We start from the raw sequence: 16,178 nt of genomic DNA, 5'->3' as shown, positions 1-16,178 counted from the left end.
CGAGGCACGACGGGAGGCGCGCGCTGCCGTCTCCCCAGCCCGGTCCGGGGTGGACCACCACCCCGGACATCAGCGAGAGGACATGCGGATGACCGAGCCACTGGCCGTGATCTCGGCACTGAAGGCCGACGCGGTGGACGTCCAGGTGCTGTTGTCGGACATCGACGACGCCGGGTGGACGGCCCCGACGCCCGCGCCGGGCTGGACGGTCGCCCACCAGGTGGCGCACCTGGCCGCGACCTTCCAGCGCGCGGGGCTCGCCGCGGCCGACCCGGACGCGTTCCGGGAGGTCATGGAGCACGCGATCCCCGACCTCGAACTGGAGGTCGCCGCGGTGATGCGGCCGTACCTGGAGCTGCCGCGCGGGGAACTGCTCGTCCGGTGGTACGAGGAGCTGGTCGCGTCGGCCGACGCGCTCGCGGCGGTGCCCGCGGGCGAGGAGGTCCCGTGGCTGGTCAACCCGCTGCCGCCCGCCGTGCTCGCCAGCGGCGGGATGATGGAGCTGTTCGCGCACGGCCAGGACATCGCCGACGCGCTGGGCCGGACGATCGAGCGCACCGACCGGATCGCCAACCTCGTCGGGTTCATCGTGCACACCCGGCCGTTCGGCTACCTGGCGCGCGGGCAGCAGCCGCCCGCCGACGACTTCCGGTTCGAGGTGACCGCGCCTTCCGGTGCGCTGTGGACGTTCGGGCCGCCGGACGCCACCCAGCGGGTCGAGGGGCCCGCACTGGACCTCTGCCTGCTGGCCGCCCGGCGCAGGCACCACGAGGACCTGGCGCTCGTGGCCACCGGTGAGCACGCCGAGCACTGGCTGGAGATCGCCCAGGCGTACCGGGGTCCCGCGGGCGCGGGCAGGCTCCCCGGCCAGTTCGCCCCGGTCGCGCGGGGCTGACGCCAGAACCAGTCCCGTCCGGCGGGTGGACCCCCAGCCCCCGTCGGACGGGACTTCCCCATGCGCTGGGGAACCATCGACATGAGTCCACAGTGGACAGGTCCATCGTGGATCGGGATCGACGGCCCGCGCCACCTGATCGCGGACAGCGGACGACCCCGGCCGGGTACGTCGGCCGGGGTCGTCCACTTCCCTCCTGGGTCAGCCCAACCGGACCGGGAGGACGTCCAGGCTGCGGATCACCACGCCCTCGCGCCACCGCAGGCTCTCCGGTCCACCGGCCAGCTCGATGCTGTCGTAGCGGTCGAACAGGCGGTTGAACGCGATCTCGGCCTCCATCCGGGCCAGCGGGGAACCGAGGCAGTAGTGCAGGCCGTGGCCGAACGCCAGGTGCCCGCTGGTGTCCCGCCGGATGTCGAGCCGGTCCGGGTCGGGGAACTGCTCCGCGTCGCGGTTGGCCGACGTGAGCGCCAGCATCACGAACTCGTCCGCCGGGATCAGCACGCCGCCGATCTCGGTGGGTTCGTCGGTGTAGCGGAAGGTCGCCATGTTCAGCGGGCCGTCGAAGCGCAGGAACTCCTCGATCGCGCCGGGCAGCAGCGAGCGGTCGGCCCGCAGCGCGGCGAACTGCTCCGGGTTCCTCAGCAGCGCCAGGGTGCCCGAGGCCAGCAGGCCCACGGTCGTCTCGTGCCCGGCGACCAGCAGCAGGAACACCATGGACACGAGCTCGGTCTCGGTGAGCTGGTCGCCGCCCTCGCGCGCGTGCACCAGCGCGCCGAACAGGTCCTCGACGGGCTCTTCGCGCTTGCGGGCGATCAGCTCCAGCAGGTAGGCCTTGGTGGCGTCCGCCGCGTGCTGGATCTCCTCCGGCTCACCGCCCGAGATCAGCGTGACGCACCAGGAGCGGAACCCGTCCAGGTCGTCGGCGGGCAGCCCGATCATCTCGCAGATCACGGTGATCGGCAGCGGGTAGGCGAACGCGTCGACCAGGTCCACCTCGGTCTTGCCCGCCATCGCGTCCAGCAGCTCGTCGGCGATCTGCTCGATCCGGCCGCGCATCTGCTCGATCCGGCGCGGCGTGAACGCCTTGGTGACCAGCTTGCGCAGCCGGGAGTGGTCCGGCGGGTCGGTGTTGAGCATGTGCGCGACGAGCGCGGGGTGCACGAAGCCGGGCTGGGCGCGCATGGTGTTGCGGGCGAACAGGGCGGGGTAGCGCCGGAAGTCCTTGTGCAGACCGGGGTTGGCCAGCGCCGCCCGGACGTCCTCGTACCGCGTCACCACCCAGGCCTGCAGGCCCGCGGGCAGGACCACGCGCCGGACCGGGCCTTCCTCGCGCAGCCGGCTGTACACGGAGTGCGGGTCCTGGAGGAATTCCGGTCCGAACCGCTCGACCGGCGCAATCGTGTTGTCAGACATGGGATCTGCTCCTCGCCACCACATAATCGGGGCCTGCCGGGAGAAAACTGCCACCGGACCGCGGGGCCGTCGCCGACGAGTTTATCCAGGCCGTGCCGGGCAATTCCACCGTCCGATCACCGCGGCGGGACAAAGGGCAGCATCGGAGTAAACCGGCTCCCCCGCCGCCTCGCGCCTAGCACAGGAACGCCCTCCCACAAAGCGCAAGATCGAAGATGCGGACCCGCCACCCGACCCGCCACCCTGCCCCCAGGGAGGCATCACCGATGACGACTTCAGCAGGCGGCCGCCGATGGCTGGGCCCGGACGGACTGCTCAACACCCGCTACCACAAGACAGCTCTGACGATCTACACGGTGGTGGTGCTCGCGCACTGGACCGAGCACATAACCCAGGCCGTGCAGGTCTACGTCCTGCACTGGCCGCGCCCGACCGCGGGCGGCGCGCTCGGACTGGCGTTCCCGGTGCTGGTCTCCTCCGAGTGGCTGCACTACGGGTACGCGATCGTCATGATGATCGCGTTCATCGTGCTGCGGCACGGGTTCACCGGCCGCGCCCGCACCTGGTGGAACACGGCGATGTGGATCCAGATCTGGCACCACTTCGAGCACCTGCTGCTGCTGGTGCAGGCCTTGACCGGAGCGTTCCTGCTGGGTGCCAAGGTGCCGACGAGCATCGCCCAGCTGGTGTTCCCGCGCATCGAGCTGCACCTGTTCTACAACACGGTCGTGTTCATCCCGATGGTCGTCGCCGTGGTGCTCCACCTGCGGCCCCGGCCGGAGGAGCGCGCCGCGGCGCGGTGCTCGTGCGCCCGGCTCGCGCACGAACCCGCGACCGCCTGACCGGTGCCGACGATCGCGGCGTTCCAGCCGGGGCACTCGCACGGGTCGGTCGGGATCATGATCGGCCCGCTGGTGCTGCACGTGCTGCTGCTCGCCGCGGTGACGGTGGTGGCCTCCTTCGCGATGCTGCGCGCCTTCCTCGGCCCGCCGAACCACCGGACGGCGGTCGCGGTGTGGAGCGCCTCCGCCGTCGTCGTGGTGGCGGAACTGCTGCTGTCGGGCGGACTGGACCTGTCGCCGCGGGTGGTGCCGCTGGTGCTCCTCGCCGCGGCGGCGCCCGGCTACGCGATCTTCTCCCGCGACCCGCGCTGGGCGGTGGGGCGCGGTGCCCTGCGGGCTCTGGCGCCGTGGCCGTGCACCGCGGCCATCGCGCTCGCGGCCGCGGAGTTCACCAGGGCGTGGCTCGTCGCCGCGGGCGAGGAGCGGATGACGTTGCTGCACACCGGGGTGCAGTTCGCCGCCGTGGCGGTGAGCTGGTTCGTGATCAGCGATCCGCGCACGCGCCCGGCGGCCCTGGTGCTGCGCACGGCGGCGGCCGCGCTGGCCGTGCTGCTGATGGCCGGAGCCGCCACCGCGACCCTGGACGCGGTGGACCGGCGGCAGACCGCGGGCGCGGTCGCGACGTGTCCGCGACCCATCCCGAACCGCTATGACCGCGATGACCGGACCTGCCCCCCGCGCACCGCGGGATCGGTAAGTTCATCCGCGAACCTTCAGCAGCACCAGGGGAACGAGGGGTGACAACGGGCGTGCGATCAACCGATCGGTCCCGACGGGTGGTCGTCGTCGGAGCGGGACTCGGCGGAACGGCCACCGCCGTCCGACTCCTCCGGTTCGCGCGGGAACCCCTGGAGGTCGTGCTGGTCGAACGGCACGCCGAGCACCGCAGCGCCGGTGTGGCCTACCACCCGGCGGGCAATCCCTGGCCCCACGTCTTCAACATCCAGGCCGGGCGCATGTCGATGTTCCGCGAGGACGTCGACGACTTCGTGACGTGGGCCAACACCAGCGCCGACCGCACCGGTTGGCCGCCGGAGTGGCGCGACACCACGTTCGTCGAATCCGGGCCCACGCCCCGCCGGATCTACGCGGACTACCTCGCCGACCGCCTCGCCGAGGCCGCGCGCGAGGCGGCGGAGGGCGTGACGCTGGTCGAGGCCGACGGCGAGGTGGTCGACGTGGTGGTCGACGACGACGGCGTGCGCGTCGTCGTCGCGAACTTCTCGCCACCGCCGGGTTTCCAGCACGGTTCCCCGCCGGGCGACGACACCGGGACCATCCGGGCGGACCACCTCGTCATCGCCACGGGACTCGAACAGCGGGCGCTCCCCTTCGCCGCCGAGGTGCTGGACCACCCGGCGTTCGTCCGGCAGCCCTACTCCGCGGAAGGCGTCGACCGCCTGCTCGACGCCAAGCCGGACGCCGTGGTCGCGATCATCGGCACGCTGCTCACCGCGTACGACTCCGCGGCGCTCCTCCTGCGGCACGGGCACACCGGCAGGATCCACATGATCTCGCGGTCCGGCCTGACGATCCGCACCTACCCGCCGGACCACCGGCACCACGTCCTCGACCTGCCAGCCCCCCGGCTGGACGGCCCCTACGAGGGCCCCGTGCACCTCGTCCGCCAGGTCAAGGACGAGTGGGAACGGGCGCGCGCCGTCGTCGCCGAGGAGCACCCCGACGTGGCTCCCGCGGTGGTGACCGAGCGGATCGCCAAGTCGTGGGAGCCCCACCTGCCCGAGCTGCTGACCCGCGTCCCGACGGCCGACCTGCGCGCGCTCCTCGACGGCTACGGCAGCCTGCTGGCCACCCTGCGGGTGAGCGCCGTCGCGTACACGACCGGGATCGTCGACGACGCGATGGCCGGTGACGGGCAGGTCTCCGTCACCACCGGCAAGGTCGACCGGATCGTCACCACCGACACGGGCACGCTGGTGCTGACGGTGTCCACGACGAGGCCGGCGCCGGAGTCCACCAGGACGATCGAGGCGGACCTGGTCATCTCGAACTTCGGGCGGGAGCCCGACTACCAGCGGACCGGGTCGGCGCTCTGGACCAACCTCATGCGGAACGACCTCGCCGCGCGGCACCGGCGCACCGGTCGCGGTGTCGAGGTCGACGGGTCCGGTGTCCTGCTCGGACCGACCGGCGCCCCGTCCGGTCCGATCTCCCTGGTCGGCGGTCCCCGCGAGGGCGACGAGATCGTCCGCCACGGCCGCATCGGCGCGTTCGCGTTCAACCTCGCCGCCATCAAGAACCAGTCGGTCGGCGTCGCCGCGGACGTGCTGCGCCGACTGGAGTCCCGTTACGACGGACAGGTCGGTGACGTCTTAGCGTCCCTGGGCACGGCGGCACGCGAGGCGTTCGAGCGCGCGGTCGCGCTCGACGTGCGCCGGATGGCGGCCCGACGCCGGGAGGACCGCGAGGACCTGGCACTCCGGCTCGACGAGTGCCTGACCGCCGTGCGCGACGCGATCCACGACGGCCGGACCCCCGCGACCGCCGAGGCGCTCCGCTTCGCCGTGAACGAGGCGGCCGCGGCGAAGCTCAACGACCTCTCGGTGACACCGCGGGACCTCCGTTCCCTGCTGGGGCTCGACTGATCGGAACGCGCGTCCATCCTTTTCGGACAGCGGTGCGCGAGCCCGCTCCCGGCCACCCCGCTGGAGTACACCGTTCGCGCGGTTCACCGTCCGGCACCGCGCATCCAGGAAGATGCGGGCCCGGTTCGCGGGCTGCCATCCTCGGATCGACACGGACCGGCCGCTTCGCGCCACACGATCGCGGCAGTCCGATCCGGAACGGTGGAGGGACGCGCGTGGACTTTCGCGAGATACCCGCGGATGTGTTGGTCGACGCACAACTGAGGATCTTTCGCGGCACGTGCAACCGGACCGGGAAACCCGTCGACGGCGCCATCCTGGTGACCGGCGAACTCGGTCCGGAACTCTACGACTCCATCGTGACCTCCGCCGCGGTGATCTGCGCGCGGGGCGGCCGGACCGGCCACATGCAGTCGCTGTGCCGCTCGCGCGGCATCCCCGTCCTCCGCGTCGACGCGCTGGAGCTGGACGACCTCGTCGGCGACGTGACCATCCGGCTCGACCGCGGGTCGGTCATCCGCGGCCATGGCGAGCACTTCCCGCGGGCCGCGGAAACACCCGCCCCCGGCATCGAGGGCGTCGAGTCCATCTGCGTGGTGATCGCCGACGCAGCGGACATCAAGTCCACCAACGACATCGCGCCGCGCGTCGCGCGGGTGGACAGCTACTTCATCCGCGAGGAGTTCGCGTGCCTCAGCGCGGGGCTGAGTCCGGTCGACGCGCTGCGCGCCGGGGTGCGCGAGGCCGAGCGCTACGGCGCGGCCGTCGCCGCGGAGCTGGTCTCGATGGTGGCGGAACTCTTGCCCGGCCAACGCCTCGTGATGAGGCTGCTCGACCTCCGCTCCGACGACGCCGCGCGGATCACCACCGGGATCGAGGTGGCCCACGAGGCCAACCCCGAGATGGGTCTGCACGGCGCTCGGTGGCTGCTCGCGGAATACCACTACCCCGCCGCGTTCCGGGCACTGCGCGCCCACCTGCGCGACCACCTCGGCGCCGCCGCGGACCGGGTGGCCTTCGCCGTGCCGTTCATCAACGACGGCGACGAGTTCGTGCGGCTGGGCGACCACCTCGGCCTGACCCGCGACACCCCGCTCGGCGTGTTCGTCGAGACACCGGCCGCCGTGCACTCCGCGGCCGAGTTCTGCGCCGCCGGTGCCAGCGAGCTGTTCGTGGGCACCAAGGACCTCGTCCAGTTCTACCTGGCCGCCGACCGGGGCAACCACCTGGTCGCCGCGGCCTACCAGACCCGGCACCCGGCCGTGCTGGCCGCGTTGCGCCAGACCGTCCGGGCGGGCCGCGACTCGGGGGTGCCGGTCCACGTGTTCGCGCTGGGCGCCGACGTGGACCACTACCTGCGGCACCTCCCCGCGCGGCGACTCATGGTGTGCAACGCCGAGCTCCGGCGGTTCGCCGGTGCCGTGGAACTCTCCGCCTGATCCACCAACCACTTCAGGGAGGCCCGCGTGTCAGAGCCCGTCATCGTGATGGACGGTCTGGATTTCCCGACCAGTCTCGTGTTCGACGCCGACGGCGCGGTCTACGTCGCGGAGTCGGGGCTGCCCTTCGGCGGCGCGCGGCCGGGGGGCCGGGTCCGGTTGCTCACCGAGTCCGACCGGGGCACCGCCGGGACGGTCGTCGTGGACGGTCTGGCCGCGCCGGTCACCGGGCTGTGCCTGCACGACGGAGCGCTCTACGCGTCCGAGGGCGGGGCGGGGCGCATCACGCGGATCGACGCCGACGGCACGCGGACGCCGGTCGTCGACGGCATGCCGGGACCGGGCAACTACCACACGAACACCGCCGCGGTCGGCCCAGACGGCAAGCTCTACTTCGGCCAGGGCGCCATGTCGAACCTGGGGGTCATCGGGCTCGACGCCTACGAGGTCGGCTGGCTCAAGCGCCTGCCGCACGCGCACGACGTACCGGGCCTCGACATCACCCTGGCCGGTGCGCACGCGGTCACCACCGACCCGTTCGACGACGACCCGGACGCGACGGCCACGACCGGCGCGTTCGTCCCGTTCGGCACGAAAACCGCCGCCGGGCAGAAGATTCCCGCCGCCGTTCCGTGCACGTCCGCGGTGCTGCGCTGCGACCTCGACGGGTCGAACCTCGAACTGGTGGCCTGGGGGCTGCGCAACGCGTTCGGGCTGGGGTTCCTGCCCGACGGCCGGTTGCTCGCACTGGACCAGGGCGCCGACGACCGCGGCAGCCGTCCGATCGGCAACGCGCCGGACCTGCTGTTCGAGGTGGTCGAGGGCCGTTGGTACGGCTGGCCGGACTTCATCTCCGGGGTGCCGGTGACCGACCCGGTGTTCCGCCCGGTGCGCGGGCCGCAACCGGGTTTCGTGTTGGCGGAGCACGAGGAGCTGCCCGCCCCCGAGGCCGCGCTGGTCGAGTTCGACCCGCACGTGGCCGCGACGAAGTTCGCCGCGACGCCCTCCGGGCGGCTCGTGGTCACCCTGTTCGGCGACGAGACCCCGATGACCGCGCCGCCGGGACACCCCACCGTCGGCCGGGGTCTGCTGCTCGTCGACACCGGTGACTGGTCGACGCGGCCGCTCACGGGCGGGCCGAAGGTGCACCGCCCCATCGACGTCGCCGTCGGCCCGACCGACGGCGCGCTCTACGTGCTCGACTTCGGGAGGTTCGAGATGTCCGACAGCGGCGTGCGCGCCGAACCCGGAACCGGGTGCCTGTGGCGTTGGGACGACTGGGAAGGCGACGACCATGACCGTTGACCGCTGGGCGCGCGGCACCGCCGCACTCGCCGTGGCAGCGCTTACCGCGCTGGCCCCGACCACGTTCGCGGCCACGGAGGCCGTAGGGGCGACCGGTTCCACCGGGAACCACGGCTGCGACTGGGGTTCGTGGTCGCAGCCGAACGCGGACCAGGAGGGCACGCGCTCGGTCTCCGGGCCGATCAACTCCCGGACCGTGAAGAACCTGGAGGTCGCGTGGTCCGTGCCGATCAAGGCGCCGACGGACCAGTGGCCGGGGGCGTACGCCGCGACGCCGGTCGTCGTCCGCGGGGTCGTGTACACGCAGGACCTCGACTCCAACGTCTACGCCATCGACCTGCGCACCGGTCGTCCACTGTGGACGAAAATGTACGACTCGCACACCAACGGCCCCAACGGTGTCGCCGTCGAGGACGGCGTGGTCCTCGGCGCCACCAAGACCGAGGCGTTCGGCCTGGACGCGCGCACCGGCCGGGAGGTCTGGCGGCACTCGATCACGCGCAACGACAACGAGGCCATCGACATGGCCCCCGGCGTGCACAACGGGACCGTCTACCTCTCCACGGTGCCCAGCTTCCTCAACGGCGGCGACGCCGCGGGCGCGGTCGGGGTCCTCTGGGCGATGAACGCGCGCACCGGCGCGACCAAGTGGAAGTGGAACACCGTTCCCACCGACCTGTGGGGACGGCCGGACATCAACTCCGGCGGCGGCCTGTGGTACCCGCCCACCTTCGACGAGAAGGGCGACGTCTACGTCTCGGTGGCCAACCCCAACCCGTTCGTCGGCACCGAGGAGCTGCCGTGGGGGTCGAGCCGCCCCGGCTCCAACCTCTACTCCAACTCGGTGGTGAAGCTGTCGGCCAAGACCGGGCGGGTGCTGTGGCACAACCAGGTCGCGCCGCACGGGATCTACGACTGGGACCTCCAGAACTCGCCGATCCTGACCACGGTCCGCGGCAAGCCGGTCGTGGTCACCTCCGGGAAGACCGGCTACGTCTACGTCATGGACCGCGCGAACGGACGGCTGCTCTGGAAGACGCCCGTCGGCAGGCACAACGGCCACGACGACGACAACCTGCTCGCGCTGGCGGGGCGGTACGACGAGCTGCCCACCTTCCCGCTGGAGCTGTACCCCGGCGCGCTCGGCGGGGTCGCCGCGCCCGGCGCGGTCGACCGGACGACCACGTACGTCGCCGTGAACAACCTGAGCATGACCTGGTCGACCCAGTCGACGCCGTCGGTGCCGCCCCTGACCGACGGCCGCGGCGAGGTCGTGGCGCTCGACCTCGCGAGCGGGCGGATCAAGTGGTCCCACCCGCTCGGCGCGTCGCCGTACGGCGGCACGTCGCTGACCAACGACGTGGTCTTCACGACCACGTTCGACGGTGTGGTGCACGCCCACGACACCCGGACCGGCGCACCGGTCTGGGAGACGAAGCTGCCGGGGACGACGAACTCCTCCGTGGCCATCAGCGGGGACACCGTGCTCGCCGCCAGCGGTTGGCCGCAGAACGCGACCGAGAGGGCCGAGATCGTGGCCTACCGCCTCGCCCGCGGCACGACGGGGCGGTGCTGAGCGGCCCCGGCTACCCGCTCGAGGACTCCGCGAGGCGGTTCGCCAGGAACTCCCGTTCCGCCCCGTTGTCCGCCAGTTCCAGTGCCACGCGATACGCCTCGGCCGCCTCCTCGTGGCGGCCGAGGCGGCGGTACAGCTCGGCCTTGACCGCGGACACGTAGTGGTAGCCGGCCAGCTGCTCGTCGCGTTCGAGGGCCTCGACCTCGCGCAGCGCCGCGGCCGGGCCGTCGACCATGGCCACGGCGACGGTCCGGTTGAGCGCGACCACCGGCGACGGCCACACGGTCAGCAGCGCGTCGTACAGGACGAGGACCTGACCCCAGTCGGTCTCCTCGTAGGTCGGCGCCGTGGCGTGCAGCGCCGCGATGGCGGCCTGCAACGCGAACCTGCCGGGCTTCCCGCCGCGCAGCGCGTCCACCACCAGGTGGTGGCCCTCCTCGATGGTCGACCGGTCCCACTCGGACCGGTCCTGCTCCTCCAGCAGCAACAGCCTGCCGTCGGCGGCGACGCGGGTGCCGCGCCGGGCGTGGTTCACCAGCAGCAGGGCGAGCAGACCTCGGACCTCGCGCTCCCCCGGCAGCAGCGAGTGCAGGGTGCGGGCGAGGTCGACGGCGCGTTCGGAGAGGTCGGCGCGGGTCAGGTCGTCCCCGGACGGCGCCGTGTGGCCCGTGGTGAACAGCAGGTGGATGACCGTGAGCACGGGGTCGAGGCGGCTCGGCAGCTCGGCCGCCTCCGGCACCCGGAACGGGATGTGCGCCGCGGCGATCTTCTTCTTGGCCCTGCCCACCCTCGCGCGCATCGTGGTCTCGGAGACCAGGAACACCTGCGCGATGTCCGGTGTGCTCAGACCGCACACCAGGCGCAGGGTGAGGGCTATCTGGCTTTCCGGCCCCAGCGCGGGGTGGCAGCACATGAACGTCAACCGGAGCCAGTCGTCCTCGATCACCGGGTGGTCGACGAAGTTCACCTCGGCCACGTCGTCCACGACGAGCAGCGGCATCTTCGCCCGGAAGACCTGGGCCCTGCGCAGGGCGTCCAGCACGTTCCGACGGGCGGTGGTGACCAGCCAGGCCCCCGTGTTCGCGGGCACGCCGTCGACGGCCCACGTCCGCAGCGCGGCGACGTAGGCGTCCTGCACGCACTCCTCGGCCAGGTCGAGGTCGCGCGCCAAGCGCACCGTCGCGGCGAGCACCTTGGCCCACTCGCGGCGGTGCGCTTCCGCGACGGCTCGCTGAACACCCGGCCCGTCCACGGGCGACCACCTCAGGGGGTGCCGGTCACATCTCGTGCAGCGGACGGATCTCGATGCCGCCCTCCATGATGGGCAGCAGCTTGGCGACCTCGATCGCCTGGTCCAGGTCGCGGCACTCGACCACGAAGTTCCCGGCGAACGCCTCCTTGGTCTCCAGGAACGGCCCGTCCGTGACCACGCCGCCCTTGCGGATCGTGGTGGCGGTGCTGGCGGGCTGGAGCGCCTGCTCAGCCACCACGCGGACGCCCATCGCCTTGATCTTCCCCTCGGCGGCGATGTTGGCTTCCATCACGTCCGCGGGGATGTCCTCCACCGGGATTTCCTTCTCGTAGATCAGAATCGCGTACTGCGGCATGCAGGCAGTCCTTCGTCGTCGTGAGGTGCGTCATCCGACCGCGCCATGGAGTTTCCCCGACTCCGCGACATGGTGCCACACCCGTTCACGGACGGTGAAGGGTGTGGTCCGGACGTGTCGCGACGGCTCACGCGTCGAAGAGGTCCGAGCGCCGGGCCCGCAGATCGGCGAACGACGACAGGTCCGGCACGGTCCACCCGTCGAGGTCGTACTCGTCGAGGAACCGCTCGACGAAGGCCTTGCAGTCGTCGAGCCGCCCGGTCGCCTGGTCCGCCGTCAGCACGTCGATCCGGCTGTTCTCGTGGTTGCCCGCGTAGTTGCGCTCGTACAGCTCGTGGCGGCCGCCGAACTCGGTCCCCACCGCGTCCCACAGCAGCTTCATCACCTTGACCCGCTCCACCGCGTCGCTCCCGTCGGAACCGCGCAGGTACTTGTCCAGGTACGGCCGCGTTTCCGGGTTCTTGAAGTCCTCGGCGGAGGAGTTGAGGTAGATCAACCCGCTGGCCACGTCCTGGAGGACGATCTCGCGCACGCGGGAGTACCCGGCCTGCATGAACCACCGGTAGGCCATGCCGTACCGGGGGTTCGGCAGCACCGCGCCGTTGCGCCACGGCACGGGGTTGCGCGCGGCGGCGTCGGACAGCCCCTGGAACAGGTCGCGCCACGCCAGCACCTCGCCGAGGCGCGACTGCACGCCGCGGAAGTCCTGGGTCCCGGTCAGCTCCAGCGCCTTCGCCAGCAGGCCCGCGATGAACTCCAGCTTCACCGCCAGCCGGGTGCACCCGTGGAAGGTGAACCGCTCGAAGAACCCGGACTGGCCGGCGAACATCTGCACCTTGCCCACGTCGCCGTAGACGAAGACGTTCTCCCACGGGATGAGGACCTTGTCCAGCACCAGGATCGTGTCGTTCTCGTCCAACCTGGACGACAGCGGGTAGTCGAACGGGCTGCCCATCACGGCGGCCGTGGCGGCGTAGGACGGGCGGCAGATCAGCTTCATGCCGGGCGCGTCCATCGGCACCGTGGCCACCAAGGCGAACTTCTTGTCCTTGATCGGCAGTCCGTAGTGGGCGATGAAGTTGTAGTGCGCCAGCGCCGATCCGGTGGCGACCATCTTCGCCCCGCTGACCACGACGCCGGCGTCGGTCTCCTTCTCCACGTGGACGAAGACGTCGGCGACCTGGTCGGGCGGCAGGTTGCGGTCCACCGGCGGGTGCACGATCGCGTGGTTCCAGTAGAGGACCTTCTCCTGCGACTCCCGGTACCACCGCCGCGCGTTGTCGGCGAACGGCTCGTAGAACTCGGCGTTGGCGCCCAGCGTGCCCAGGAACGAGGCCTTGTAGTCCGGGCTCCGCCCCATCCACCCGTAGGAGAGCCTGGCCCAGCGCGCGATGGCGCCCTGGGCCGCGACCAGGTCCTCGGCGCTGCGCGGCGTGGTGAAGAACCGGTGGGTGAACCCGTCGCCGCCGGTGTCGGTCGCGGTGGTCAGCACCGCGCTGTGCTCGGGGTCGTGCAGCGCGTCGTACAGCCGCGCGGTCATCCGGGCGGCGTTGTGGAACGCCGGGTGCTCCGTCACGTCCTTGATCCGCTCGCCGTACAGGAACACCTCCCGCCCGTCGCGGAGGCTTTCGACGTACTCGTCACCGGTGAGCGGACGAGACCCCATAGGACGTTCTCCCCTGTCGCGCCGCGCCTGCCACTTCCTGCCGCCGATCGTCACACCCCGCGGCGGCCGCGGGCACCTTCCCCGGTGCGGACAATGCCGCACGTCGGGAGTTGCGCTTCCCCCTTGCGGCGCAAGGACTTCGGCGGACGTGCCGGTTGGTCCGGAAAACGTACGAACCGCAATCGGAGAGGTGCCAGGACGGGTTCACCGGTGTGAAGCTCGTCCAGTGTGGTCGCGCGCCGAACGACCGGTCGTCCACCGAGGAGAAGAGGGCCACCATGACCGACAGCGGCAAGCTGACAGTCGACCTCGTCCAGCAGGGCATCTGGGACATGCCGCTGGAATCGATGCCGCTCGCGTCCGGATACCTCAAGGCGACGGCACTCGCGGACGACGTGCTCGCCACGAGGTTCGACATCGACATCCGCAACTTCCGCGGCGGGATCACCCTGTCGTCCATGGCGTACCAGCTCTTCAGCGAGCGGGTCCCGGACGTGCTGGCGTTCTCGGTGTTCGGGTGGAGCTTCCGCGCCTTCGGCGCGCTCGCCCAGACGTTCAAGCAGCTCAACCCGAAAGGCTGGGTCGTGTTCGGCGGCACCCACGTCGCCAACCAGGCCAAGCGGGTCTTCGCGATGTTCCCCGAAGTCGACGTCGTGGTGAACGGCGAGGGCGAGCTGATCTTCCGCGACCTGCTGCACGCCTACCTGAACGGGGCGGACGCCGACGCGCTCGCGACGGTGCAGGGCATCTCCTACCTCGACGCCGACAGCGCGCTCCAGACCACCGTGGAGCGCACGCGGATGGCCAACCTGGACGACATCCCGTCGCCGTTCCTGACCGGTGCCATCGAGATGGCCGACGACCAGGGCCAGTTCCGCTACGACGTCGCGCTGATGGAGACCAACCGCGGCTGCCCCTACAAGTGCTCCTTCTGCTACTGGGGCGGGGCCGTCGGCCAGAAGGTCCGGGCGTTCTCCCGCGAGCGGCTGCGCGCGGAGCTGGAGTTCTTCGCCAAGCTGCGCGTGCACACGATCGTCGTGTGCGACGCCAACTTCGGTCTGCTGCCGGGCGACCTGAAGTTCGTCGACGACCTGATCGAGGTGCGCGACCAGTACGGCTTCCCCAGGGCGCTGGAGACGTCGTGGGCGAAGAACAAGTCCAAGACGTTCTTCGCCATCGTCAAGAAGATGAAGGAGGCCGGGATGCGCAGCTCCTTCACCCTGGCCCTCCAGACGCTCGACAGCAACACCCTCGACCTGATGAACCGCAAGAACATGAAGGTCAACGAGTGGGAGGACCTGTCCGAGTGGCTCGACCGCGAGGGCCTGGACTGCTACGCGGAACTGATCTGGGGCGCCCCCGGCGAGACCGTCGAGTCCTTCATGGCGGGCTACGACAAGCTCGCCCGACGGGTGTCCCGCATCGCCTGCTACCCGATGTTGTTGTTGCCCAACACCGATTACGGCGACCGCCGCGACTTCCACGGCATCATCTCGGTGCGCGGTGACAACGACGACTTCGAGTACGTGCTGAAGAACCGCCAGGTCACCTTCGCGCAGAACCAGGACATGCAGCGCTTCCTGTTCTGGGCCAGGGTCATCGCCGAGATGGCGGTGCTGCGGTGCGTCTGGGCCGGGCTGCGCGAGCTGGCAGGCCTCCGGCAGACCGCCGTCCTGCTCAGCATGGACGAGTGGATCAGGACGACCGACGACCCGGCCGCCGAGCCGCTGCGCCACACGCTGGACAGCGTCGTCGTGGGCACGGGCGAGGTCGGCGCCGCCATCAGCTACATCTACCGGGAGCCCGACGTCAAGCGGATGCTGACGCGCTGGTGGAACGAGAAGGTCCGCCCGCTGGTCCCCGAGGAGGTGGCGCCGGTGCTCGACGAGATGCTCCGCTACGACCTGCTCACCCAGCCGATCGCGGCCCCGCCCGGAGCCGACGCGCCGGACACCACCGGGCTGGAGTTCATGACGATCCGCGGCGAGGAGTACTACCGGCGCACCGTCCGGCTCGACTACGACGTCCCCGCCATCCTCGCCCGGCTGCGCGCCGACGAGAAGCCCGACCTCACCCCGCGCACCACCGAGCTGGACCTCTGCTACAAGCTCGGGTGCGAAAGCGCGGTCGCCTCCACGAACCACGAGACCATCGTGCACTTCATGGCGATGACCGTCGCCGAGGCCAACGCCAACGCCAACACCGCCGTCGTGACCGTCGACGGCGCGGTGTCCAACCTGACCGGCGACAAGGGTTCCTGCTGATCCGGAGGACGACGCGGCGCCCCCGTCCGGTGGACGGGGGCGCCGCTGTTCGCGTGCCGGGCCTCCGCGACCGCCGCGCATCGGCCGGCACGGCCGTGCCACGGTGGAGAGCACGCCGCGGGCCTGTTCTTCTGTGGCACGGCCGCTCTTTCCGATCACCACACCTCATGACCGTCGATGCCGGGTCAGGCGCACCTGTACCGGCGATCGGCAGCAGGGTCGTCCCCCGGATCGCGGCCGATGACCCGCGGAACGCGCGGTGCGCCGGGATCCGGGTCGACGAGCACCCCGCGTCGGTCAAAGAGGTGGCCACGTGGCCGATCTGCGGTCCGCGGCGCGCACGGACATCACCGCGTCGACACCGGCGCGGGTGCTCGCGCGGTTCGTCGACGCCGGTTCCGCGCACGTGGCCCTCCACACCGCGACCGACACGTCCGCGACCGACACGTCCGTGAGCGGACTCGACCTGCCGACCGGCCTGCTGACCGTCGCGGACACCGCGGGGCCGCGCCTGGCCGACGCGGAACTGTGCCACCTGCTCAACGCCTAGTGCGGGGACCGC

At 71.3% G+C, this 16,178-nt stretch carries 13 protein-coding genes; 9 read left to right on the top strand and 4 right to left on the bottom strand.

All coding sequences use genetic code 11. The features are described from left to right. Positions 1–88 precede the first annotated feature (88 nt). Positions 89–895 carry a TIGR03084 family metal-binding protein gene (locus RM788_RS41535; protein ID WP_315925613.1) on the top strand — a complete coding sequence of 269 codons (807 nt, stop codon included), beginning with the start codon at positions 89–91 and terminating at the stop codon, positions 893–895. Positions 896–1,096: 201 nt separating this feature from the next. Here RM788_RS41535 and RM788_RS41530 read toward each other — a convergent pair whose 3' ends face one another. Next, positions 1,097–2,311: a cytochrome P450 family protein gene (locus tag RM788_RS41530; RefSeq protein ID WP_315925611.1), complete on the bottom strand. Its 1,215-nt coding sequence runs from the start codon at positions 2,309–2,311 to the stop codon at positions 1,097–1,099. A 266-nt stretch (positions 2,312–2,577) separates the two neighbouring features. Here RM788_RS41530 and RM788_RS41525 point away from each other — a divergent pair, with 266 nt between their 5' ends. The 6 genes from RM788_RS41525 to RM788_RS41500 all read left to right on the top strand — a co-directional run bounded on the left by RM788_RS41525 (position 2,578) and on the right by RM788_RS41500 (position 10,079). Then, complete coding sequence (locus RM788_RS41525; RefSeq protein ID WP_315925609.1) at positions 2,578–3,153, top strand: hypothetical protein; 576 nt, start codon at positions 2,578–2,580, stop codon at positions 3,151–3,153. A gap of 3 nt (positions 3,154–3,156) precedes the next feature. Continuing rightward, positions 3,157–3,894, top strand: a complete 738-nt coding sequence (locus tag RM788_RS41520) for a DUF6239 family natural product biosynthesis protein (protein ID WP_315925607.1) — start codon at positions 3,157–3,159, stop codon at positions 3,892–3,894. Positions 3,895–3,902: 8 nt separating this feature from the next. Next, entirely contained in the window at positions 3,903–5,759 is a 1,857-nt protein-coding gene (locus RM788_RS41515) for an FAD/NAD(P)-binding protein (protein WP_315925605.1), read from the top strand. A gap of 215 nt (positions 5,760–5,974) precedes the next feature. After that, the gene (locus RM788_RS41510; RefSeq protein WP_315925603.1) at positions 5,975–7,198 is read left to right on the top strand and encodes a putative PEP-binding protein; all 1,224 of its coding nucleotides are present in this window, start codon (positions 5,975–5,977) and stop codon (positions 7,196–7,198) included. Between the two features lie 27 nt (positions 7,199–7,225). Further along, the gene (locus tag RM788_RS41505) at positions 7,226–8,503 is read left to right on the top strand and encodes a PQQ-dependent sugar dehydrogenase (RefSeq protein ID WP_315925601.1); all 1,278 of its coding nucleotides are present in this window, start codon (positions 7,226–7,228) and stop codon (positions 8,501–8,503) included. Then, on the top strand, positions 8,493–10,079 hold the full coding sequence (locus tag RM788_RS41500; protein ID WP_315925599.1) for an outer membrane protein assembly factor BamB family protein: 1,587 nt from the start codon (positions 8,493–8,495) through the stop codon (positions 10,077–10,079). The genes RM788_RS41505 and RM788_RS41500 overlap by 11 nt, the downstream gene beginning before the upstream one ends. 10 nt (positions 10,080–10,089) lie before the next feature. On the opposite strand, the gene RM788_RS41495 is transcribed toward RM788_RS41500, so the two are convergent. From RM788_RS41495 to RM788_RS41485, 3 genes are all read right to left on the bottom strand, one after another. After that, a complete protein-coding gene (locus tag RM788_RS41495; protein WP_315925597.1) occupies positions 10,090–11,331 on the bottom strand; it encodes an RNA polymerase sigma factor in 1,242 nt (413 codons plus the stop codon). A gap of 25 nt (positions 11,332–11,356) precedes the next feature. After that, on the bottom strand, positions 11,357–11,686 hold the full coding sequence (locus RM788_RS41490) for a YciI family protein (RefSeq protein ID WP_315925595.1): 330 nt from the start codon (positions 11,684–11,686) through the stop codon (positions 11,357–11,359). 127 nt (positions 11,687–11,813) lie between these two features. Beyond that, positions 11,814–13,352, bottom strand: a complete 1,539-nt coding sequence (locus RM788_RS41485) for a 4-hydroxyphenylacetate 3-hydroxylase family protein (RefSeq protein ID WP_315925593.1) — start codon at positions 13,350–13,352, stop codon at positions 11,814–11,816. 278 nt (positions 13,353–13,630) lie between these two features. Between RM788_RS41485 and RM788_RS41480 the strand changes: the two genes are divergently transcribed. Together RM788_RS41480 and RM788_RS41475 are read left to right on the top strand one after the other, a co-directional pair. Further along, entirely contained in the window at positions 13,631–15,616 is a 1,986-nt protein-coding gene (locus RM788_RS41480; RefSeq protein WP_315925591.1) for a KedN5 family methylcobalamin-dependent radical SAM C-methyltransferase, read from the top strand. Positions 15,617–15,929: 313 nt separating this feature from the next. Continuing rightward, positions 15,930–16,166, top strand: a complete 237-nt coding sequence (locus RM788_RS41475) for a hypothetical protein (RefSeq protein WP_315925589.1) — start codon at positions 15,930–15,932, stop codon at positions 16,164–16,166. The last annotated feature ends 12 nt before the right edge of the window (positions 16,167–16,178 follow it).

Source organism: Umezawaea sp. Da 62-37 (genome assembly GCF_032460545.1).
Classification (GTDB): domain Bacteria; phylum Actinomycetota; class Actinomycetes; order Mycobacteriales; family Pseudonocardiaceae; genus Umezawaea.
The sequence above is the reverse complement of the archived record's forward strand: the minus strand, read 5'-3'. Positions and strand labels throughout refer to the sequence as shown.

What these genes read in the sequence shown, in the direction of transcription:
- RM788_RS41480 (WP_315925591.1), top strand. Translation starts at nt 13,631, where the DNA reads ATGACCGACAGCGGCAAGCTGACAGTCGACCTCGTCCAGCAGGGCATC.
- RM788_RS41490 (WP_315925595.1), bottom strand. Translation starts at nt 11,686, where the DNA reads ATGCCGCAGTACGCGATTCTGATCTACGAGAAGGAAATCCCGGTGGAG.
- RM788_RS41530 (WP_315925611.1), bottom strand. Translation starts at nt 2,311, where the DNA reads ATGTCTGACAACACGATTGCGCCGGTCGAGCGGTTCGGACCGGAATTC.
- RM788_RS41535 (WP_315925613.1), top strand. Translation starts at nt 89, where the DNA reads ATGACCGAGCCACTGGCCGTGATCTCGGCACTGAAGGCCGACGCGGTG.
- RM788_RS41525 (WP_315925609.1), top strand. Translation starts at nt 2,578, where the DNA reads ATGACGACTTCAGCAGGCGGCCGCCGATGGCTGGGCCCGGACGGACTG.
- RM788_RS41500 (WP_315925599.1), top strand. Translation starts at nt 8,493, where the DNA reads ATGACCGTTGACCGCTGGGCGCGCGGCACCGCCGCACTCGCCGTGGCA.
- RM788_RS41485 (WP_315925593.1), bottom strand. Translation starts at nt 13,352, where the DNA reads ATGGGGTCTCGTCCGCTCACCGGTGACGAGTACGTCGAAAGCCTCCGC.